Below are 20,122 nucleotides of genomic sequence, written 5' to 3'. Positions count from 1 at the left end.
GGCCTGCATGACGGACGCTCCCACCAACAGCTCGACACCGACCGTCGCGGTCGCCTTCGGCGGCGGCGGCGCGCGGGGGCTTGCCCACATCCATGTCATCGAGGCGCTCGACGAACTCGGCATTCGCCCCGTCGCGATTGCCGGCTCCTCGATCGGCGCGATCATGGGCGCGGCCATGGCTGCGGGCCTGACGGGTGAGGCGATCCGCGACCATACGCTCGCGACCGTCGGCAAGCCCGGCGAGGTGATGAACCGCATCTGGAGCCTTCGCCCGACGACGATGCGCGACGTCATGAACGGCTTCCGCTTCGGCCAGTACAATCTGGAGCGCATCCTGCGCGCCTTTCTTCCCGGAGAAATTCCCGAAGACTTCTCTGCGCTCACCATCCCGACGACGATCTGCGTGACCGATTATTACGGCCAGAAGGAAGTGGTGTTGTCGGAGGGCGATCTCTTTCAGGCGCTCGCAGCCTCTGCGGCCATTCCCGCCGTGTTCATGCCGGTCACCATCAACGGCCGGGTGATGATCGACGGCGGCATCACCAATCCCGTGCCATTCGATTATCTGATGGGCAAGGCGGACATCGTCATCGGCGTCGACGTGGTCGGCGGACCGGAAGGCGAGGCCGACCAGATCCCGGCCCGCATCGACAGCCTGTTCGGGGCCAGCCAGCTGATGATGCAGGCGATCATCGCGCTGAAGATCAGTCAGCAGAAGCCGCACATCTTCCTGCGCCCGGCCGTCGGCCGCTTTCACGTTCTCGATTTCATGAAGGCCGGCGAGGTTCTGGAAAGCTCCCGCGCCCTGAAGGAAGAGGTAAAGTTCGCGATCGACCGCGAAATCGAGCGGCGCCTGATTTCCTAGACCGGGCGTATGCCGACAGTAACTACTTCGACAGCGGGGGCCTGCATCGGGAACGTCTCAATGGTCCAATGTCGGGGCTAGGCGGTCATGACGCGTCGGGCTGATTGTCCCAATGCTACGGACCAATCCTGATCTCCGAGGCCAGCGGCATCTGCGCTGGACAGGTTTGCGCGCAATGCGTCCAGAACCTTCGTATGAAGAGAGGCGTTTCTGGCGACGGCGGACAAAAGCGCCATGTCCTTCATCGGCAGCGCCAAACCACTTGGCGGAAGGGTAGCCGTTCCGAGGACGGAGGCAGCGTAGTTCCGGTAGACGGGAGACGAAAACAACGTTTCCGTCATCAGCGACATGAATGCTGCGGCGTCGCCGTTGCCCGCGCTGATCAGGCTTGCCGCCTCCGCCATGGATTCGATCGCGGCGCCGATCATGAAGTTCCCGCAGAGCTTTGCCACGCTTGCCTGGCGGGGCTTTTCACCGACCCTCCAGACACGTCCGAAACATTCAAGATAGGGTCGGCCCCGTTCGATGCAGTCGTCATCTCCTGCGACGCAGATGTTTGCCTCACGCCGTTCGACTGCCTCGGGACGACCAAAAAGTGGTGCCGCGAGGTAGCCAACCCCCAGCGAGGCGTGCAGATTTTCGAGCTCTTCCGTAAGATCGGGACTGACGGTGGACAGGCAGATGTGCAGCGAACCGCGGTCGGAGGCTCCTTGAAGCCGTTCTGCGGTGACGACCGAGCGAACCGCCTCGTCGTCGAAAAGCACGGAGAGGACAATATCGGCCGCGAATGCGTCGGAAATATCGGACGCCGGCGTCACGCCGGGCTTGATGAGCCTGTCGATGGCGGCACCTGACCGGTTCCAGATTTTTACGTCTTCGCCCAGAGGCAGTAAGTGCGGGAGGATCGCAGTCCCGATTTTCCCAAGTCCGATCAATGATACTGACATGCGCTATCTCCTTATTGCGAAAACGATAAGGGTTGAATTATCCTGTTGCCATATGACTTTTATACTGTTGCTGAAGTAACAGGTCTTCAGGAGGAGACCATGACGTCATCCCGTCTGACCCGTGTTCCCGAAAGGCGGGAACTGTCGCAATTTGTAAGGTATTGCCGGGAGCAGGCTTCGCCTGAGAAGCTCGGGCTGTCGGTAGGTGGGCGCCGGCGGACGGCAGGGCTGCGGCGTGAGGAGGTGGCGACCCTGGCCGGGGTCGGGTTAACCTGGTACACCTGGTTCGAACAGGGACGAGACATTCACGTGTCTGACGATTTCCTCGGGCGCTTCGTGCGGGGGTTGAAGCTTGATCGTGCCGAGCAGGAGTATCTTTACGCGCTTGCAGGGCGAGATATCAAACCACATGCGGATGGGCGCTCCGATGTTCCCGCCTCTCTTGTCGCGATGATCACCGCTCTCCCAAATCCCGCCTACATCTTGAACCTGCGGTGGGACGTGCTGGAATTCAACAGCGAGGCCGAACGGCTTTTCCCGGCCTTGCGCGAGCGAGATCCGAACATGCTGGGGATCGTGTTCTTTAGCGAAGCCTATCGGACTATCGTCCGAGAGTGGGAGCGAGCGGCCCGGCAGATATTTCTCAAAGCCCGGCACGACTACCTCACCGCCGGCAAGGACCCGATCCTTCGCAGCCTTCTCGACAAGGTGATGCAAGAATTCCCCATCGCTCAAGAATGGTGGAAAGACCCGGAAGCCGTGCGGATCGGGGATAGCTCCAAGGAACTGTTTCACCCCGTTGTCGGCTGGCAGCGCTATGATCTGAACGTGCTCCTCTACGAAGGCCGTTCTGACATTCGTGTTGTCATTTACGGGCTTGACGTCTAGCGCCGGGACGAACTCACACCTGGCTGTTGCCCTTGGGCTGAATCAGCGAGGCGCTTCCAACTAGTCCTCGATCTCTTCGACCTGTCGCTTGGGCTTCGTCAGCGGTTCCGGCCGGACCGGCTGCGAATGCAGCATGTGCATTCCGGCTGAGATGCCCTCCGCCGCCTGAATGGCGAGGCGTTCCGCATCGCGCCGGCGGATGTCGTCGCCGATCGCCATCGCCTGTTCCTGGCCGAGTCCGAGACCTTCCAGCGTCTTGCGGCCGAACTTCAGGCCGGATTCGAGCGTTTCGCGGAGCTCGTATTCCACGCCGCGCGCCTTCAGGGACAGGGAGTGCACGCGGTCGTAGGAGCGCGCGAAAATGCGTACGTCCGGAAACTCCGACTGGATCAGGTCGATCACTTGATCGGTGGTTTCCTTCTTCTGCGTGCAGACCGCGACGATCTTGGCTTTCTCGATGCCGGCGGAAATCAGCACGTCCTTGCGCTGGCCGTCGCCGAAATAGATGCGGAAGCCGAACCGGGCGGCCTGGCGGATGCGCTCGGCGGACGTGTCGAGAACCGTGACCTCGCTGCCGCCGGCGAGCAGCACCTGGGCGGCGATCTGGCCGAAACGCGAAAAGCCGATCATCAGCACGTCGGCGCCCGCGCCCTCGAAATCCTCGTCCATCACCTCGTCCTGCGGCGGCGCGATGAAGCGTCCGGCAAGGCGTACGGTCAGCGGCGTCAGCGCCATGGAAAGGGTGACGACGGCGATCATCGTGGAGGCGACGTTCTCGGAAAAAAGCCCGGCGGCCGCCGCCGTGGTGAACAGCACGAAACCGAATTCGCCGCCTTGCGGCAACAGCGCGGCGATCTTCACCGCGTCCTCGTGCGCCGAGCCGGCAATCCGACAGGTGACATAGAGGGTCGCGGCCTTGGCGGCCATCAGCAGCGGCACCGAGACGAGGATCAGTAGCCAGTGATCGGCAATGACCTCCAGTTTCAGCGACAGGCCGACGGCGATGAAGAAGATCGCCAGCAGGATACCGCGGAAGGGCTCGATGTCGGCTTCCAGCTCGTGCCGGTAGGAGGATTCGGCCAGCATCAGGCCGGCGAGGAACGCGCCCATGGCCATGGAGAGGCCGGCAAACTGCATGAGCGCCGCCGAACCGAGCACCACGAACAGGGCGGCCGCGATCATCGCCTCGCGCGCGCCGGTGCTGGCGATCGTCTGGAACAGCGGCGTCAGCAGGTAGCGGCCGGCCGTGATCAGTCCCCCGACGGCGAGAACGGCGATGCCGAGGCTGACGAGCGCCGGCGTGTGCTCTTCGCCTCCGCCGCTGCCGAATGCCGGGATCAGCGCCAGAAGCGGCACGATGGCGAGGTCCTGCAAGAGGAGGATGGAGAAAGACCTCTGGCCGTATCGGGTATTGGTGTCGCCGTCGTCGTCGAGGATCTGGAGGGCGAAGGCGGTGGACGAAAGCGCCAGGCCGAACCCGGCGATCACAGCGCCCTGCCATCCGGGAAACCCGCCCCAGATCAGCACTGCGGTGATGACGAGGCCGCTCAGGATCACCTGCGCGGAGCCGAGACCGAAAATGTCGCGCCGCATCTGCCACAGGCGGGAGGGCTTCAGTTCCAGCCCGACGATGAAGAGAAGGAGCACGACGCCGAGTTCGGCGACGGAGAGAATCTGCTCGCCGTCGCTGATGCGCGCGAACACCGGTCCGAGAAGAACACCGGCCGCGAGGTAGCCGAGAACGGTGCCGAGCCCTAGTTTCTTGAAAATCGGAGCGGCAAGCGTTGCTCCACCCAACAAAACGATGGTGTCTGTCAGCAAGGCATGTGCGTCGCTCATTGCGGCTCCGGTGGTTGAAACGATAATTATCGTCGCACCCGGCTCCAGTCAGCGGTGGATTGGCGTGGCGACACTTGATGCTTTGTGTACTGCACAATAAATGGAGCGCAAAGGAAAGGTCCACAATGTCCTCAGAAATCAATTCCGAAACACTCCTTGCCCGCGCCTCCGAACTCGTCGACATGGCGCGCCGCGCCGGAGCGGATGCCGCCGACGCCGTCGTCGTCCGCAGCTATGGCCATTCTGTCAGCGTTCGTAACGGCAAGGTGGAAGGCACCAGCGCCGCCGAGAGCGACGACTTCTCGCTGCGTGTCTTCATCGGACGCAAGGTCGCTAGCGTTTCGGCCAATCCCGGCGCCGACCTCAAGGCGCTTGCCGAACGCGCCGTCGCCATGGCCCGGGTTTCGCCGGAAGATCCCTATGCGGGCCTCGCCGATCCCGCCCGTCTTGCCACCTCCATTCCCGATCTCGATCTCTACGATCCGACGGAGGTCAGCGCCGAGGCACTGACGGAAGCGGCGCTGGCCGCCGAAGCGGCGGTTCTGTCCGTGGAGGGCGTCACCAATTCCCCGGGCGCATCGGCGTCCGCCGGCATGGGCGGGCTCGTGCTGGTGACCTCGGACGGCTTTTCCGGCAGCTACATGGGCTCGCGCTACTCGCGCTCCGCCAGCGCGATCGCCGGCGAGGGCACGGCGATGGAACGCGACTATGATTTCGACAGCCGGCTGTTCTTCGCCGAACTCGAAGACGCAGGCGAGATCGGCCGACGCGCCGGCGAGCGGGCGGTGCGCCGGCTCAATCCGCGCCAGGTGGATACCGGTTCCAACCTCACGGTCGTCTTCGATCCCCGTATTGCCCGCGGTTTCGTCGGTCATATCGCCGGCGCGATCAACGGTGCGTCGGTTGCCCGCAAGACGAGCTTCCTGCGCGACCGCATGGGACAGCAGGTATTGAAGGCCGGCCTCAACATCACCGACGATCCGATGATCGTCCGCGGACCGGCCTCGCGCCCCTTCGATGGCGAGGGTGTGAAGGGCGAGAAGATGACGATGATCGAGGACGGGGTGCTCAAGCACTGGTTCCTGTCGTCCTCGGCCGCCCGCGAGTTGGGACTGGAAACCAATGGCCGCGGCGCACGCGGCGGCACCAGCGTCTCGCCGACCTCGACCAACCTGGCGCTGGAACCGGGCGACATCAGCCCGGAGGACCTGATCCGCTCGGTCGGAAACGGTTTCTACGTGACGGAACTGATCGGGCAGGGCGTCAACATGATCTCCGGCGAGTACAGCCGCGGCGCCACCGGCTTCTGGATCGAGAACGGCGAACTGACCTTCCCGGTGTCGGAAGTCACCATCGCCTCCAACCTCAAGGACATGTTCATGCGCCTGACGCCTGCAAACGACATCGACCGCAAGTTCGGCACCGCCGCGCCGACGATCGCGATCGAAGGCATGACGCTGGCCGGGCGTTGAAGGTGTTGATGGAACAGGTGACATCGGAAAACTGGCAGCAGGATATCGACCTCATCGTCGAGGCCGCCCGCGAAGCGGGGGACGTCGCGCGGTCCTTCTGGGGCCAGTCCCCGGAGGTCTGGTGGAAGAATGGCGGCGTTTCGCCCGTCAGCGCCGCCGATTACGCCGCCAACGAGGTGCTGGAGGCGCGGCTTCGTCCCGCACGTCCGAGCTATGGCTGGCTGTCGGAGGAATCGGAGGACGATCCGGCGCGGCTTGCCGCCAGCACGCTGTTCGTCGTCGACCCGATCGACGGCACCCGGGCGTTCCTTGCCGGCCGGCGCACCTGGTGCGTCAGCGTTGCGGTCGTCCATCACGGCCGGCCCGTCGCCGGCGTCCTCTATGCCCCGGCCTTCGGCGAAACCTTCGTCGCCGGACCTTCCGGGCCGGCAACATTGAACGGCTCGCCGATCACGGTGGATGCCAGCCGTCCGGGCGGGCCGGTACGCTTCGCCACGGGCTCGGAAATGCTCGCCCGCCTAGCCGATGATTTCGCAGCCGACGTCGAGCGCGTCGATCACGTGCCGTCGCTTGCCTACCGGCTGGCGATGATCGCCGCCGGGCGGATAGACGGTACGTTGGTCATGAGGAGTTCGCACGACTGGGACCTCGCAGCGGCCGACCTCATTTTGCAAAGGGCCGGTGGACAACTGGTGACGCTGGAAGGCGAGCCGGTCCGCTACAACGGGGCCAGCGTCAGCCACGGTGAGCTCTACGCCGCCTCCGATTGGCTGTTGCCCAAGCTCTTGTCGAGCATTCGTCGCAGTTGACCTTTCGGGCGAAATCCCTCACAGGGATGCCACGGGAGGCGTTTAACCACGGAAAGGGCCGGATATGGCAGAAACGGAAAACAAAAAGCAGCTCCTGCATCTCGTCTTCGGTGGCGAGCTCGACAACCTCCAGGAGGTTCAGTTCCGCAATCTCGACGACCTGGACATCGTCGGAATCTTCCCGGATTACGCCACCGCGTTGACCGCCTGGAAGGCCAAGGCTCAGGCGACCGTCGACAACGCCCATATGCGCTATTTCATCGTACACATGCACCGTCTTCTCGACCCGGCGTCGCCCAAGTGAGAAAATCCGGCTATTCGCCGATTTTTTCAGGGGTTTGATGTCGATTGCGTGTTGCATTGGAACGGGATTTGCCGGACCGTACCGCTCAGCAATTTTTGAGCGACTTCATTTGACCGTAATCATAATTAAAGTCATCTGACCAATTCCAAGAACCCGTTTCTAAGGTAGCATGCGTTGAAAAGGGCATTTGCATTCATTCCGACGACAGTCCGGAGCCTTGGCCCATGACGGCGCTTCTTGCTCGGCTTTTCTTGTCGGCCTACCAATGGGCGGGTTCGGCCGCCTATCCGGTGATGGGTCCCTATCTTTCCTACCGCGCCCGCAAGGGCAAGGAAGACGCTGCCCGCCGCAACGAGCGCTTCGGTTTTGCCAGCGCGCCCCGGCCGCAGGGGCCGCTGGTCTGGTGTCACGCCGCCAGCGTCGGCGAAACCCTGGCGATCATCCCGCTGATCCGGGAACTGCGCCGCCGCGACATTCACGTGGTGCTGACGTCGGGAACGACGACATCCGCGGCCCTGATCGCGAGCCGGCTGAAGGATGAGGTCATCCATCAATACGTGCCTCTCGACATGAAGCCGGCCGTGCGCCGCTTCCTCGACTACTGGCATCCTGACGCGGCACTCGTCGCCGAATCCGAGATCTGGCCGGTGATCTGCACGGAGCTCAAGCGCCGTCAGATCCCGCAAATCCTCATCAATGCCCGCATATCCGACCGCTCGTTCGATCGCTGGAGACGGCGCCCGGCGATCGCCGAACTCTTGTTCGAGGGCATCTCGCTGGCGATCGCGCAATCGGACATCGACGCCGAGCGCTATCATGATTTGGGAGTCCAGAACGTCATCGTCTCCGGCAATCTCAAGGTCGATACCGATGCGCCGCCGGTCAACCAGCAGCTGTTCGAGACCTACAGTGCCCAGATCGGCGACCGGAAGACCTGGGCGGCGATCTCCACCTTCGAAGGCGAGGAAGCCGCCGCCGCCGACGTGCATCTGGCCATTCGTGCGAGAAACAACCAGCTGTCGATCATCGTGCCCCGCCATCCGGACCGCGCCGATGCCGTCGAAGCCATGCTGGTTGGCAAGGGCCTGACGGTCGCCCGCCGCAGCCGTAACGATGTGATCACGCCGCAGACCGACATTTTTCTCGGCGACACGATCGGCGAGATGGGTCTCTATCTGCGTCTCACGCAGGTCACTTTCGTCGGTCGATCGCTCTATGCGGAAGGCGGCCAGAACCCGCTTGAGCCGGCCATGCTCGGCAGTGCGGTTCTCTCCGGCGCCCATGTGCAGAATTTCCGCGACGCCTACCAGAGACTGGTCAAGTCCGGCGGAGCCCGCCTCGTCCGTGACACCGAGATGCTGACGAAGGCGGTCAACTATCTCTTGAACAATGAGCCGGCGCGCCAGAAGATGATCGAGGCCGGACACGAGACGGTGCAGCGCATGCGCGGCGCCTTGCCGGCGACGATCAAGGGGCTGACGCCCTATATCACGCCGCTCGCCGTTCAGGCCCGGCTGATGCCGCGCGCCAGCTGATCGTCTCGCATGCCCGGGGAGGGGTGATGAAGGATATTGCCGGAATTCTGTTCGACAAGGACGGCACGCTGCTCGACTACGACCAGAGCTGGCTGCCGGTCAATCGCGAGCTTGCCCGCATCGCCTCGCGCGATGATGCCGCGCTTGCCGATCGCCTGCTGCTCGCCTGCGGCATGGATCCGGTGACCGGGGCGATCGTGCCGGACAGCCTGCTCGCCGCTGGCAACACCCATGAGATTACGGAAGGCCTTATCGCCGCCGGCTCGCCGGTACCGGCAGAGGAACTCATCAGCAAGCTGGACGCACTGTTTGCCGACGCCACCGCCTTCTCGGTCCCCGTCACGGATCTCGCCGCATTCTTTACTGAACTGCATGGCCGCGGCCTGAAGCTCGGCATCGCCTCCAGCGACAACGAACGTTCCATCCGCAATCTGACGGAGCGTTTCGGTTTTGCCCGTCATGTCGACTATATCGCCGGCTACGACAGCGGTTTCGGCTGCAAGCCGGCGCCGGGCATGCTGCTCGGATTCTGCGAGGCGATGGGCATTGCGCCCGCCAATGTGGCGATGGTCGGCGACAACAATCACGACATGCTGATGGGCATCAATGCCGGCGCCGGCATGAAGATCGGCGTGCTGACCGGCACCGGATCGCGCGACAGCCTGTCTGCCGCCGCCGATTTCTGCCTTGCGAGCATCGTCGACATTCTCGATCTGCTGCCGGCAAAACAGCCGGCCTGAAGGGTCGTTTGCAGGATGCGGCCTTCCGGAAGGGCCGCTTCGATGCTAGCTAGGTCCTTGATGACGGCTGAGGCAGAGACACGGGAGCGTCCATGATTTCGGAAGCGCCGCCCTTCTGGTGGCAAAAAGCGGACTGGCGTGCCTGGGGCCTCTATCCCTTTTCCTATCTCTACGGCGTCGTCGCTGGCGCGCGCATGCGCCGGACGAAACGCAAGTCGGTGCCCGTTCCGGTCCTCTGCGTCGGAAATTTCACCGTCGGCGGGGCTGGCAAGACGCCGACCGCGATCGCGCTCTGCCGTCAGGCGAAGGCGATGGGGCTGAAACCGGGTTTCTTGAGCCGCGGCTATGGCGGCTCGATCGACGTGCCGACCCTCGTCGATCCCGCCCATCATCTGGCCGCTCACGTCGGCGACGAGCCCCTGCTGCTGACGCGCGAGGCGCCGACAGTCATTTCCCGCAACCGCATCGACGGCGCCCGCATTCTGGCCGACATGGGCGTCGACTTGATCATCATGGATGACGGCTTCCAGAGCGCCCGCCTGGCGATCGACTTTGCGCTTGTCGTCGTCGACACCATGCGCGGCATCGGCAATGGCCACATGCTACCTGGAGGCCCCGTGCGCGCGCCGCTCGGTCAGCAGTTGCGCATGGCCAGCGCCTTGCTGGTCGTCGGCAACGGCCATGGCGCTGACGACGTGATCCGCCGCGCCGCCCGCGCCGGTCGACCTGCCTATCTCGCCCATTCGCGCCCGCTGCCGAACCCCGAACTGTCGGGGAAGAAGGTGCTCGCCTACGCCGGCATCGCCGATCCGGCCAAGTTCTTCCGCACCCTGGAAGCGCTCGGCGCGGAAATCTGCGTGCGTCGCGAATTCGGTGACCACCAGCATCTGCAGGACGACGAGATCGCCGATCTTCTCGATCATGCGGAGGCGAACGGCTACCTGCTCGCAACCACCTCGAAGGATCACGTTCGCCTGGCCGGCCACCATGGCCGCGCGCACGAACTGGCCGAAAAAAGCCATGTCGTCGATATCGAGTTGCTGTTCGACGACCAGCGGGCGCCGGGCAAGATCATCGACCAGACCATCGTCAATTTCCGCAAGCGGCGGCTGGCGGAAACGGAGGCCGAGCGCCGCGCCGAGATGAAGAAGGCGGAAAAGGCCGAGCAGGCCAAGAAGGCCTCTAAGACGCCGAAGCGCTGATCCGGTAGGTGCAGCGCCGCGCGCCGGTGACGATGTGCTCCTCGCGTTCGACGATGACGCCTTCGCCGAGGGCTGTGCGGAAGATTTCCAGTTCAGACCGGCAGAAGCCCTGGCAGGACTTCGCGGCCGCGCAGATCGGGCAGTGATTCTCGAAGAACAGGTATTCGTCCGCAGAAACCGGCTGCCAGTCCGCCATGTAGCCTTCCGCCGTGCGCAGCGCCGCAAGTGTCGCGATCTTCTCTCCCAGCGTCTCCTGTTGCCTGAGCGCGTCCCGGTAGTGGCTGAGGCTTTCGGCCTCGCGATGGGAGATCAGCCTGTCGAGCCCGTCCTTCCCGAACAGCGCTCGCACGGAAGCAATGAGGTCGACGGTCAGTTCCGCATGCCTGTCAGGAAACCGGCCATGTCCGTCCTCCGTCAGCTGCCAGTATTTGCGCGGTCGCCCACGGCCCTGCCGCCGCGGCTCGTCGATCACCAGACCGCGGGCCTTCAGCCTGGCGAAATGCTGCTGCGCGCCGGGCGCGGTCATGCCGAGCGCGTTGCCGGTCTCGTCGGAAGTCTGCGGTCCCGCTGTCTTCAACAGGTCGAGAATGCGAACCTCGGTATTCGTTTCACTGGCCGTTGACATTTTCCAAAGCGAAGGATTATTGAAAGTAATTGCTTTTAAAAATAACGGATCAATCGGCCATGGGCAAGAGCGAAAACGAAGGCGTCGCCTGGAGCGAAATCCTGACCCCGCGCTACACGGCGCCACTCGTCCTCATCTGCTTTGGCGTCTGGCTGCATGCCGCCGACGAGCTACTGGTGGCCACCATGTCGCCTTCGATCGTCGGCGAAATCGGCGGCGCGGGGCTGATCTCCTGGCTGTTCTCGCTTTACCAGCTGGGCTCGATCATCGCCGGTGCCTCCGCCGCGCTCCTGTCGCTGCGCTACGGCATCCGCAAGTCGATGGCGATCGCCGCGCTGGTGTTCGCGACCGGCTGCGGCATCGCGGCAATTGCGCCGGCCATGTGGGTGGTCCTCCTCGGCCGCTTTCTGCAGGGCCTCGGCGGCGGCGGCCTGCTGTCGCTGGCCTACATCGCGGTGGTCCTGTTCTTCCCGCCGCGCCTGTCGGTCAGGGCGATTGCAGTCATGTCGGCGATCTGGGGCATCTCGTCCTTTCTCGGTCCGTTGATCGGCGGCCTGTTTGCCGAATATCTGAGCTGGCGCGGCGGCTTCCTTCTGTTCGGCGCCAAGGCGCTGCTTCTCGCCGCCGCCATTCCGCTCGTCGCCCGTGTGGCGCCACCGCCGAAGCTCAAGCCCGAAGAAGCCTACATTCCCTATCGGCGTCTTGCGCTGTTGGGGCTCGGCATCATTTCGGTCTCATTTGCCGGAACGGGCATTTCCGCTCCGCTGATGATCGTCAGCCTTCTCGTCGGTATCGGTGCGGTCGCCCTTTTCCTGAAACTCGATGCGGCGTCTGGCGAGCGCAGGCTGCTGCCGGATGGTGTGACACGGCTGTCCACACAGGCGGGTGCCTGTCTTGGCCTCCTGTTCTTCTTCGCCTTCGCCACCATTCCGCTGGCGATCTACGCGCCGCTGGCGATGAAGCTGATCCATGACATCTCGGCGGTGGAGGCCGGCTACGCGATTGCCTGCACTTCGATTGCCTGGACATTCTCCGCCATCGCCGTCTCCGGTCGGCCGGAATCAGAGGACGGCAAGTTCATCCTGATCGGGCTGTCGATGGTGACGGTCGCGACGACCGGCTACGTCTTCTTCGTGCCGCACGGTTCGGTGTTCGGAATTGCTGCTTGTGCTGCGCTCGACGGAGGCGGTTTCGGCATGGCCTATGGCTTCGTGCGCCGTCGCGCCAATGCCGTCGCCGGACCCGGCGATACGGAACGCATGGCCGGCGCGCTGCCTACGATGACGCGTCTCGGATACGCGATCGGTGCGGCATTCTCCGGCATCATCGCGCATCTGGGCGGGCTTGCGGATGGAATGGATTCAGCCGAGGCGGCGCGCGTCAGCACCTTCGTCTTCTTGTCGGCCGTGCCGTTCGCCCTGGTCGGCTGGCTGCTCGCCTTCCGCTTCGTGCGGTCGCAAGCAAACGTGGTCACGGCCTGACGCGACGGTGAATTCGAAAGAGTAAAGGATCAGCCCTTGGCTTGAACGGGGAGGGTGCCGGCGCGCTTTTCGGCTTCCAGGGACGCTTCGGCGTCGACATAGGCTTCCTGCCGGGCAACGCTCCAGTAACGCAGCTCGTCGATAGGAATGATCTTTCCGGTCACCGCGCACACGACATGCGAACCGGGCATCAGAATCTGAAAATCGGCGCCAAGATACTTGATCTTCGCTTCGCGATTACCGCCGCCTTCAAACCGGTTCATCAATGATCTTCTCCTGAACAGTCTGGATGTTCTCATAAACCTGCGGCCATCTCAATTCAACTGCGGCCAAAAAGGCGTTCGATATCCGCCAGCTTCAGCTCGATATAGGTCGGACGCCCGTGATTGCACTGGCCCGAACCGGGCGTCGCTTCCATCTGGCGCAGGAGCGCGTTCATCTCCTCCGCCCTGAGGCGCCGGCCGGACCGGACCGAACCGTGGCAGGCCATTGTCGCCGCGAGATAGTCGAGCCGCGCCGCCAGACCATGGGCAGTATCCCACTCGGCGATCTCGTCCGCAAGCTGGCGGACAAGGCCGGCGGCATCCATCTCGCCGAGCATGGCTGGCGTTTCCCGGACCGCAATTGCGCCCGGGCCGAAACGCTCGATCGCCAGGCCAAGCTGTTCGAACTCGCCGGCATGGGCGATCAGCCGGTCGCAGTCTTCTTCCGGCAGGTCGACGATTTCCGGAATGAGCAGGGCCTGCGAGGGAAGCCTGCGGTCCTGCAACGCCTTGCGCATGGCTTCGAACACCAGCCGTTCGTGCGCCGCATGCTGGTCGACGATCACCAGGCCGTCCGCGGTCTGCGCGACGATATAGTTCTCGTGCACCTGCGCCCGCGCCGCGCCGAGCGGAAACTGCTGGGCCGCCGCTTCGACGGACGGCGCCATCTCGGCGGTCGCGAGCGGTGTTTCCGCCCGCGCCGAAGGCTGGGCGAAAGCGTCGAAGGCTGATTGCCGGCTTTCTGCAAAGCCGAACGAGGCGGCGGGCGCGGAGAAGGGCCGGCTCGGCGAGGTCTGCGGGCTCCAAGGCTGTGCCGGTGTCTGCGGCTGGAAGCCGGGGCGGAAGGACCGCATCATCGCGCTCGCTCCGGTCGTCGAGGCGCGGTCGCCCTCGCGGCTCAGCGCCTCCCGTACAGCGCCGACGATCAGGCCGCGGATCAGTCCGGGATCGCGGAAGCGCACGTCGGACTTGGCCGGATGCACGTTGACGTCGACCAGCGCCGGGTCGATGCCGATCGAAAGAACCGCGACCGGATAGCGCCCGTGCGGGATCGTTTCGGCGTAGGCGCCGCGGATCGCCGACAGGATGAGCTTGTCCTGCACCGGCCGGCCGTTGACGAAGGTGTATTGATGCGCCGAGTTGCCGCGATTGAAGGTCGGCACGCCGGCAAATCCGGTCAGCGTCACGTCCTCGCGGGCAGCGTCGAGCTCAATGGCATTGTCCTTGAATTCGGTGCCGAGGATCTGCGCGATACGGGCCAGCCGGTCGTCGCCGGTCGAGGCGAGTTCGAGCGTGGACCGGTCTGACCCGGAGAGCACGAAGCGGATCTGCGGAAAGGCGATGGCCATGCGCTTCACCATCTCGGTGATCGCGCCTGCCTCCGCCCGTTCCGTCTTCAGGAATTTGAGCCGCGCCGGCGTGGCGAAGAAGAGGTCGCGCACCTCGACGACGGTGCCGGGATTGGCGGGCGCGGGGCGGACCGGCGACACCTTGCCGGCGGCAACCGTGATCGCCGCGCCTTCGGCGGCACCCTGGCTGCGGCTGGTGATCGACAGCCGGGCGACCGAGCCGATCGACGGCAACGCCTCGCCGCGAAAGCCGAGCGTGCGGATGTCATCGAGCGTGTCATCGATCTTCGAGGTGCAGTGCCGGCGGATCGCCAGTTCAAGATCTGCCGGGCTCATGCCGCCGCCATTGTCGGTGACCCGCAGCAAACCCTTGCCGCCGCCGGCCGTCGCGATCTCGATGCGGGTCGCCCCGGCGTCGATCGCATTCTCGATCAGTTCCTTCGCAGCGCTCGCCGGACGCTCGATGACCTCGCCGGCGGCGATCTGGTTGATCAGGGTTTCTGTCAGCTGTTTGATTGCCATCCGCGCATTTATCCGGATTCGCTGTTGGGCGCAAAGCGGCCCGCAATTCGCCGCTCGTCTTTGCTGGACGAGAAGTCGCTGAAAATGGTGCCGGAACTGCCAATCGACAATTAAGGCAGCTTTAAGACTATCATGGGAAGAATTCGCTTGGGTTGAAATGACCGAAGGCAGCCGGCTTCGCCGGAAAGATCCATGGAGACAGGCTGGTCGTCTCCAAAGATGGACCGAACCATGCCTTTTCAACTCTTGCACCAGCATGTTCCCCCAACTTTTTTCCCTTTCTGCGGGCAGATTTTCGTGCCGCGAAATTGATTGCAATGCGTCAGGAGTGGTCCGGATGCCGACCGGATTCGAGACAGGATATGCGTCATGACGAGTGACGGACCAGAGGTCCAGAGCTTGAGTGCTGATGTGATGAAGGCGGTTTTCGATGGAACCGCGATGGCCGTCATCCTGTGCGACAAGAACGACCATATTGCCTTTGTCGGGCCACAGATCACCAACTTCTTTCCCCTCTCAGACGAGATCATGAAGGGCGGCGTAAGGCTGCGCGATTTCCTTGGCGCAATCTACGACAGCCGTCCGACTGCGGACTGGCGCATGGCAAACGGCGACCCTGCGCTCAGCCGCGCGGAATGGGTGGCCGAACGCCTGGCGCTGCATTGGCGCGAGCGGTACGAAACGGAGGAGGGGCTGGGCAACGGCCGCTGGATCCGCTGGACCAAGCGGCGTCTCGCCAACGGCTATGGCGTTGCGGTCATCGTCGATGTCTCCGAAGATCACAATCGCGAGGAACAGTGGCGCGCCGATCTCGAGCGCGTGCAGCTTACCGAGGAAATTCTCGACAGCTTTCCCTTCCCCCTTTGCGTCAAGGACAAGGACCTCATCTACGTGGCCGCCAACCGGGCCTTTTGCCGGCTGCAGGGCCGGTCGCCGGAAGAGCTCATTGGCAGGCATGTGTCCGATTTCCTGCCGCTGCATCACGCAGAGATCATCGATGCGGCCGACCGCTATGTCATGGACAGCGGCACCGCCCATAACCAGCACCAGCGACTTTTGAGTGCCGAAGGGCACGAGCTGCCGGTTCTTGCCCGCAAGATCAGGGTCGGCAAGCCCGGACGCTACCTGCTGGTGACGGTGCTCGAGGATCTGTCCGATTTCCTGACGCCGGACGGTGTCGCGAGAAAAGGGGCGTTCAAGCTGGACGTCGACTGGCCCAGGATCGACAATTCCGGCATGACCCGCGCGGACCCGGCGATATGGCCGATTATGGACGGTGGCGATGGCAGCCGCCTGAAAGGCAGGAAGATCCTGCTTGTCGGGTGCGGCAGCATGCAGGCGATCGCCATCGAGCAACTCGGGGCGATGGAGGCGGAGGCCTGCTGCGTCGACACGCTCGGCGAACTCGAGCTCTTTCTCGACATGGCGGCCAACAGCGGCGTCCAGATCGATATTGTTGTCGTCAACAGTGATCTGGGCATCGAATATCTGGAGATGGCGGAAAACTTCGGTATTCCGGCGATCGGCTGTGATCTGCTGCAGTTCGACGCGAACCTGCCGAGCCTCGTCGCCCGCCACTTCTGCAACGAGGGCAATGCGGCGGGGGAAGATCTCGACGACGGGGACTGGGAAATCTCGACAGATGCCGGCACGGGCGGGGCTGAGGTGCTGGTTGTCGAGGACAACGAGGTCAATCGCATCGTCTTCCGGCACCTTTTGGAGGGGATCGGCTGTGCCTATGTCCTCGCCGGTGACGGCGTGGAGGCGGTAAGCCTGTGGAACGAGCACCGGCCGTCACTGGTCCTGATGGACATTTCGTTGCCCGACATCGACGGGTTCGAGGCTTGCCGGCAGATCCGCGTCCTGGAGGAGGGCGAGGAGGTTCGCACGCCGATCATCGGAGTCCTGGCGCATGTGTCCGAGAGTGATGAGAGGCGTTGCATGGAGGCGGGCATGGACGGCAGCATCTGCAAGCCGTTGAGTCCGGCGGTCATCGCCGGTCTGCTGGCACAATACGGCCGGCGCGACGGGTTCTCGGCAACCGGCTGAGCGGCTTATCTGCCGCAGACCTATATAAAATGGGGGATTATAACCTGTAGGGCGGGCGCGGCCCTCACTATGGGTTTGTTAATATATCCATATCATTTTTGGACAGATGGATCGGCAGGATGCACATCCGACCGCGTCAGATACAAAAATGATTGGAAAAGCCGTGCTGTCGGATACGAATGCCGCGGGGGAGCAGAAGCTGCAGCAGACCGTCTACACGGATGCGCTCACCGGTCTTGGCAACCGCAATCGATTTTACGACAAGGTGTGCCAGCTTGCTGCCGAGCGCGCCGCCGATCCCGCACCCTTTACCATCGGTATTACCAATCTCGACGGCTTCAAGCCGATCAATGACCTCTTCGGCGCCGCCGCCGGCGACGAGATCCTGTGTCAGGTCGCCCATCGCCTGAAGGCCTGCGCGCCCGACGGCGCAACCGTCACCAGGCACGACGGCGACAGTTTTGCTTTCGTCCTGCCGCTCGTCTTCGAGCAGTCCGGCGCGCAGAAGGTCGGACGCATGATCCGCGACGTGCTTTCGGCGCCCTACGATCTTGGTGGACGCAATGTCCGTCTGTCGGCCTCCTTCGGCTTCTCGGTCCATCCGTTTGCCGGCGAGGGCTATGCCGAACTCCTCAAGAATGCCGAGACGGCGCTCTATCGGTCCAAGCGCCGTGGCCGCGGACAGGTCACGGTCTATTCCGAAGAGATCGCCGAGGAGATGCGCCGCGCCACCCAGCTCGAGCAGGCGCTTCGCAACGCCATCATCGCGGATTCCGTCGATACCTATTTCCAGCCGATCGTCGATCTGGCGAGCGAGACGGTGGTCGGCTTCGAGGCGCTGGCCCGCTGGAACGATCCGGAGCTCGGTTTCGTGTCCCCGGCCGTCTTCATTCCGCTCGCCGAGGAGCGGGGCTTTATCGATGCCCTTTCGGAATCCCTGCTGCGCAAGGCGGCGGAAGCCGCGCTTGGCTGGCCGCGCGACCTCTTCCTGTCCTTCAACCTGTCCTCCGCGCAGCTGACCGATACCAGCACGACTCGAACGATCCTCTCCATCCTTGGGCGAATCGGCTTCGATCCGCATCGCCTGGAGCTGGAAATCACCGAGACGGCGATGATGACGTCGGCCGAAACGGCACACAAGATCATCACCAGCCTGCGCGCTGCGGGCGTCGGCATTTCGCTGGACGATTTCGGTGCCGGGCAGTCGAGCCTCGGGCGGCTTCGGGAGTTTTCCTTCGACAAGGTCAAGATCGACCGGGCTTTCGTGTCCTGCATCGCGACCGACAAGGCCTCCGAGCATATCGTCCGGGCGATCGTCACCATGTGCGCCGGCCTCGAGCTGAACGTGGTGGCGGAGGGAATCGAGAACGCCGCCGAAGCGGAAATCCTTAAGTCCCTTGGCTGCGGCATGGGGCAGGGATACTTCTACGGAAGGCCGATGACGGCCGCCGATACCTTGCGATACCTTCATGATGCGGGCATGAGCCAGTCCGTTTATCCGTCACTCAGAATAAGGACCTGACACGGTCACATATCTCGTTATGCTGTGATGTCGAATCGGTTGTGTCGTCGGTGGGGACAGGCGGCATCGAACGGCATAGTTCTTATATTTTAGTCAAATATTATATAATGATTGTTTGCTGCGCAGGCAGGAAGGTCTTGACCAGCTAAGGCAACCAGGTCGTTCCACGGTCGGTGCTTGCCTGTCCGGAACCCGCATGTTGCAAAGTTTTTTCAGTTGTGTCTGGAATTGCGTCTGCCATGCAACTGGGGATTGGGCTATCGGTGGCAAATCATTCCGCTCATCGCCGCAGCGGACTGTTTGAGAGGGATTAATGTCAGACACTGCTCATCCTGAAACGGGGATCGAGAAATTTGCCGCGGAAATCCCGGCATTGAAGACCCAGTTCGATATCTTTCGTCTGATGCGCCGGATCACGGAAGGCTTCGGTGCCCGAGGCTTCCTCGTGCTCAATATGCCGGAGGCGGTGTCGTCGAACCTCTCGGCAAATTCGGTGATCACCAACTGGCCGGCCGAGCTCCTGGCGTCCTATGATGCCGAGGGGATGCTGAAGGACAGCCCGGTAATCCGGAGGCTGCGCACCTCCACGGTGCCGTTTCGTTACGATGTCAACGAGATCAACACCGACCGCGCAGACGGCAAGGAACTGATCGCCCGCAACCTGTTCATTCGCCACGGGCTGGCCCGTGGTGCCTATTTCCCTGTTCACGAATTTTCCGGCACCCGCGGCGCGATATCCTTTTCGGGCGACCGCACGCCCTTCACCGATGGCGAAATGCGCGATCTCGCCTATCTGTCCACGCTGATCTACGACCACATGGCGGCGATCCGGACGACCGACGAGCGTGTCTCGAAAACCTTGACGGACCGCGAGATCGATTGCCTGACCTGGACCGCGGCGGGCAAGACGAGTGCCGAGATCGCCGAAATCCTCGGCCTGTCCGAGCATACCATCAACCACTACCTCAACCGTGCGACGAAGAAGCTCGACACGGTCAACCGCACGCAGGCGGTGGTCAAGGCGATGCGCACGGGGATTATCCGCTAACCGTCACGATGCAGGCCGCAATGACCTTTTTTGCGTTGCGAAAAAGTGCGAACTGTTGGATGGTCCCGGCATGCAGAGCAAAGCCTTGGCCATCCTCGTCATCGATGAGAATACCTTGCGTGCGTCGATCATCGAGGCAGGCCTGAGGGCTGCCGGGCATGACAATGTCACCGTCCTGCACGAGGTCATCGGTGTCGCGCGCGAAATCGAACGCGTGCAGCCGGACGTGATCGTCATCGATCTGGAAAACCCGAATCGCGACATGCTCGAAAGCATGTTCCAGTTGTCGCGCTCCGTCAGGCGCCCGATCGCCATGTTCGTCGACCGGTCCGACGACGGCATGATCGAGGCGGCGGTGGATGCCGGCGTCTCGGCCTATGTGGTCGATGGCCTGCGCCAGGAACGGGTCAAGCCCATCCTCGACATGGCGATCAGCCGCTTCAATGCGTTTTCGCGCATGGCGCGGGAGCTTGAAGAGGCGCGCACGGAGCTTGAGAGCCGCAAGATCGTCGACCGCGCCAAGTCCATTTTGATGAAGTCGCGCGGAATGTCGGAAGACGAGGCCTACAAGCTCTTGAGAAAGACGGCGATGAACCAGAACCGCAAGATTTCCGATATCGCGCAGAGCCTGATCGTCGCGGCCGGACTGCTGGAGGGTTAGG

Annotated in this window: 18 protein-coding genes; 13 read left to right on the top strand and 5 right to left on the bottom strand. The window is 63.2% G+C overall.

All coding sequences use genetic code 11. The features are described from left to right. Positions 1-7 precede the first annotated feature (7 nt). Complete coding sequence (locus ACU5AY_RS13320) at positions 8-865, top strand: patatin-like phospholipase family protein (RefSeq protein WP_446826581.1); 858 nt, start codon at positions 8-10, stop codon at positions 863-865. 77 nt (positions 866-942) lie between these two features. On the opposite strand, the gene ACU5AY_RS13315 is transcribed toward ACU5AY_RS13320, so the two are convergent. Continuing rightward, the gene (locus ACU5AY_RS13315; RefSeq protein ID WP_446826580.1) at positions 943-1,812 is read right to left on the bottom strand and encodes an NAD(P)-dependent oxidoreductase; all 870 of its coding nucleotides are present in this window, start codon (positions 1,810-1,812) and stop codon (positions 943-945) included. 99 nt (positions 1,813-1,911) lie between these two features. On the opposite strand from ACU5AY_RS13315, the gene ACU5AY_RS13310 reads away from it, so the two are divergent. Further along, positions 1,912-2,700: a helix-turn-helix transcriptional regulator gene (locus ACU5AY_RS13310; protein ID WP_446826579.1), complete on the top strand. Its 789-nt coding sequence runs from the start codon at positions 1,912-1,914 to the stop codon at positions 2,698-2,700. 60 nt (positions 2,701-2,760) lie between these two features. On the opposite strand, the gene ACU5AY_RS13305 is transcribed toward ACU5AY_RS13310, so the two are convergent. Next, positions 2,761-4,539, bottom strand: coding sequence for a monovalent cation:proton antiporter-2 (CPA2) family protein (locus tag ACU5AY_RS13305; RefSeq protein WP_446826578.1), 1,779 nt, complete (start codon positions 4,537-4,539; stop codon positions 2,761-2,763). A gap of 125 nt (positions 4,540-4,664) precedes the next feature. Here ACU5AY_RS13305 and ACU5AY_RS13300 point away from each other — a divergent pair, with 125 nt between their 5' ends. From ACU5AY_RS13300 to lpxK, 6 genes are all read left to right on the top strand, one after another. Then, positions 4,665-6,011: a TldD/PmbA family protein gene (locus tag ACU5AY_RS13300; protein WP_446825174.1), complete on the top strand. Its 1,347-nt coding sequence runs from the start codon at positions 4,665-4,667 to the stop codon at positions 6,009-6,011. 8 nt (positions 6,012-6,019) lie between these two features. Continuing rightward, entirely contained in the window at positions 6,020-6,820 is an 801-nt protein-coding gene (locus ACU5AY_RS13295) for a 3'(2'),5'-bisphosphate nucleotidase CysQ (RefSeq protein WP_446826577.1), read from the top strand. Positions 6,821-6,884: 64 nt separating this feature from the next. Then, positions 6,885-7,124 carry a DUF4170 domain-containing protein gene (locus ACU5AY_RS13290; RefSeq protein WP_446825172.1) on the top strand — a complete coding sequence of 80 codons (240 nt, stop codon included), beginning with the start codon at positions 6,885-6,887 and terminating at the stop codon, positions 7,122-7,124. Positions 7,125-7,348: 224 nt separating this feature from the next. Next, on the top strand, positions 7,349-8,659 hold the full coding sequence (gene waaA, locus ACU5AY_RS13285) for a lipid IV(A) 3-deoxy-D-manno-octulosonic acid transferase (protein ID WP_446826576.1): 1,311 nt from the start codon (positions 7,349-7,351) through the stop codon (positions 8,657-8,659). 26 nt (positions 8,660-8,685) lie between these two features. Beyond that, positions 8,686-9,399, top strand: coding sequence for an HAD family hydrolase (locus tag ACU5AY_RS13280; RefSeq protein ID WP_446826575.1), 714 nt, complete (start codon positions 8,686-8,688; stop codon positions 9,397-9,399). A gap of 92 nt (positions 9,400-9,491) precedes the next feature. After that, the gene (lpxK, locus tag ACU5AY_RS13275) at positions 9,492-10,601 is read left to right on the top strand and encodes a tetraacyldisaccharide 4'-kinase (protein WP_446826574.1); all 1,110 of its coding nucleotides are present in this window, start codon (positions 9,492-9,494) and stop codon (positions 10,599-10,601) included. Here the strand turns inward: lpxK and ACU5AY_RS13270 are convergent. Next, entirely contained in the window at positions 10,582-11,226 is a 645-nt protein-coding gene (locus ACU5AY_RS13270) for a helix-turn-helix transcriptional regulator (protein WP_446826573.1), read from the bottom strand. The two genes, lpxK and ACU5AY_RS13270, sit on opposite strands and share 20 nt — an antisense overlap. 59 nt (positions 11,227-11,285) lie before the next feature. Between ACU5AY_RS13270 and ACU5AY_RS13265 the strand changes: the two genes are divergently transcribed. Next, positions 11,286-12,707, top strand: coding sequence for an MFS transporter (locus tag ACU5AY_RS13265; RefSeq protein ID WP_446826572.1), 1,422 nt, complete (start codon positions 11,286-11,288; stop codon positions 12,705-12,707). Between the two features lie 29 nt (positions 12,708-12,736). On the opposite strand, the gene ACU5AY_RS13260 is transcribed toward ACU5AY_RS13265, so the two are convergent. Then, positions 12,737-12,970, bottom strand: a complete 234-nt coding sequence (locus ACU5AY_RS13260) for a DUF2093 domain-containing protein (RefSeq protein ID WP_446825166.1) — start codon at positions 12,968-12,970, stop codon at positions 12,737-12,739. Positions 12,971-13,026: 56 nt separating this feature from the next. Next, positions 13,027-14,841 (bottom strand): DNA mismatch repair endonuclease MutL, encoded by a 1,815-nt coding sequence (gene mutL, locus ACU5AY_RS13255; protein ID WP_446826571.1) that lies wholly within the window; start codon positions 14,839-14,841, stop codon positions 13,027-13,029. Between the two features lie 369 nt (positions 14,842-15,210). Between mutL and ACU5AY_RS13250 the strand changes: the two genes are divergently transcribed. The 4 genes from ACU5AY_RS13250 (at position 15,211) to ACU5AY_RS13235 (ending at position 20,121) form a co-directional block, all read left to right on the top strand. Next, positions 15,211-16,890: a response regulator gene (locus tag ACU5AY_RS13250; RefSeq protein WP_446826570.1), complete on the top strand. Its 1,680-nt coding sequence runs from the start codon at positions 15,211-15,213 to the stop codon at positions 16,888-16,890. A 148-nt stretch (positions 16,891-17,038) separates the two neighbouring features. Then, positions 17,039-18,412: a putative bifunctional diguanylate cyclase/phosphodiesterase gene (locus ACU5AY_RS13245; RefSeq protein WP_446825163.1), complete on the top strand. Its 1,374-nt coding sequence runs from the start codon at positions 17,039-17,041 to the stop codon at positions 18,410-18,412. 313 nt (positions 18,413-18,725) lie between these two features. Then, the gene (locus ACU5AY_RS13240) at positions 18,726-19,460 is read left to right on the top strand and encodes a helix-turn-helix transcriptional regulator (protein WP_446826569.1); all 735 of its coding nucleotides are present in this window, start codon (positions 18,726-18,728) and stop codon (positions 19,458-19,460) included. Positions 19,461-19,530: 70 nt separating this feature from the next. Then, positions 19,531-20,121, top strand: a complete 591-nt coding sequence (locus tag ACU5AY_RS13235) for an ANTAR domain-containing response regulator (protein WP_446825161.1) — start codon at positions 19,531-19,533, stop codon at positions 20,119-20,121. Position 20,122: the final 1 nt, after the last annotated feature.

The organism is Rhizobium sp. PAMB 3174 (assembly GCF_052908375.1).
The sequence above is the reverse complement of the archived record's forward strand: the minus strand, read 5'-3'. Positions and strand labels throughout refer to the sequence as shown.

Bases quoted from the DNA above. Each gene is read 5' to 3' on its own strand.
- ACU5AY_RS13290 (WP_446825172.1), top strand. From the start codon at position 6,885: ATGGCAGAAACGGAAAACAAAAAGCAGCTCCTGCATCTCGTCTTCGGT.
- ACU5AY_RS13300 (WP_446825174.1), top strand. From the start codon at position 4,665: ATGTCCTCAGAAATCAATTCCGAAACACTCCTTGCCCGCGCCTCCGAA.
- ACU5AY_RS13270 (WP_446826573.1), bottom strand. From the start codon at position 11,226: ATGTCAACGGCCAGTGAAACGAATACCGAGGTTCGCATTCTCGACCTG.
- ACU5AY_RS13260 (WP_446825166.1), bottom strand. From the start codon at position 12,970: ATGAACCGGTTTGAAGGCGGCGGTAATCGCGAAGCGAAGATCAAGTAT.
- mutL (WP_446826571.1), bottom strand. From the start codon at position 14,841: ATGGCAATCAAACAGCTGACAGAAACCCTGATCAACCAGATCGCCGCC.
- ACU5AY_RS13310 (WP_446826579.1), top strand. From the start codon at position 1,912: ATGACGTCATCCCGTCTGACCCGTGTTCCCGAAAGGCGGGAACTGTCG.
- ACU5AY_RS13305 (WP_446826578.1), bottom strand. From the start codon at position 4,539: ATGAGCGACGCACATGCCTTGCTGACAGACACCATCGTTTTGTTGGGT.
- ACU5AY_RS13235 (WP_446825161.1), top strand. From the start codon at position 19,531: ATGCAGAGCAAAGCCTTGGCCATCCTCGTCATCGATGAGAATACCTTG.
- ACU5AY_RS13240 (WP_446826569.1), top strand. From the start codon at position 18,726: ATGTCAGACACTGCTCATCCTGAAACGGGGATCGAGAAATTTGCCGCG.
- ACU5AY_RS13250 (WP_446826570.1), top strand. From the start codon at position 15,211: ATGACGAGTGACGGACCAGAGGTCCAGAGCTTGAGTGCTGATGTGATG.
- ACU5AY_RS13280 (WP_446826575.1), top strand. From the start codon at position 8,686: ATGAAGGATATTGCCGGAATTCTGTTCGACAAGGACGGCACGCTGCTC.
- ACU5AY_RS13245 (WP_446825163.1), top strand. From the start codon at position 17,039: ATGATTGGAAAAGCCGTGCTGTCGGATACGAATGCCGCGGGGGAGCAG.
- ACU5AY_RS13320 (WP_446826581.1), top strand. From the start codon at position 8: ATGACGGACGCTCCCACCAACAGCTCGACACCGACCGTCGCGGTCGCC.
- lpxK (WP_446826574.1), top strand. From the start codon at position 9,492: ATGATTTCGGAAGCGCCGCCCTTCTGGTGGCAAAAAGCGGACTGGCGT.
- ACU5AY_RS13265 (WP_446826572.1), top strand. From the start codon at position 11,286: ATGGGCAAGAGCGAAAACGAAGGCGTCGCCTGGAGCGAAATCCTGACC.
- ACU5AY_RS13295 (WP_446826577.1), top strand. From the start codon at position 6,020: ATGGAACAGGTGACATCGGAAAACTGGCAGCAGGATATCGACCTCATC.
- waaA (WP_446826576.1), top strand. From the start codon at position 7,349: ATGACGGCGCTTCTTGCTCGGCTTTTCTTGTCGGCCTACCAATGGGCG.
- ACU5AY_RS13315 (WP_446826580.1), bottom strand. From the start codon at position 1,812: ATGTCAGTATCATTGATCGGACTTGGGAAAATCGGGACTGCGATCCTC.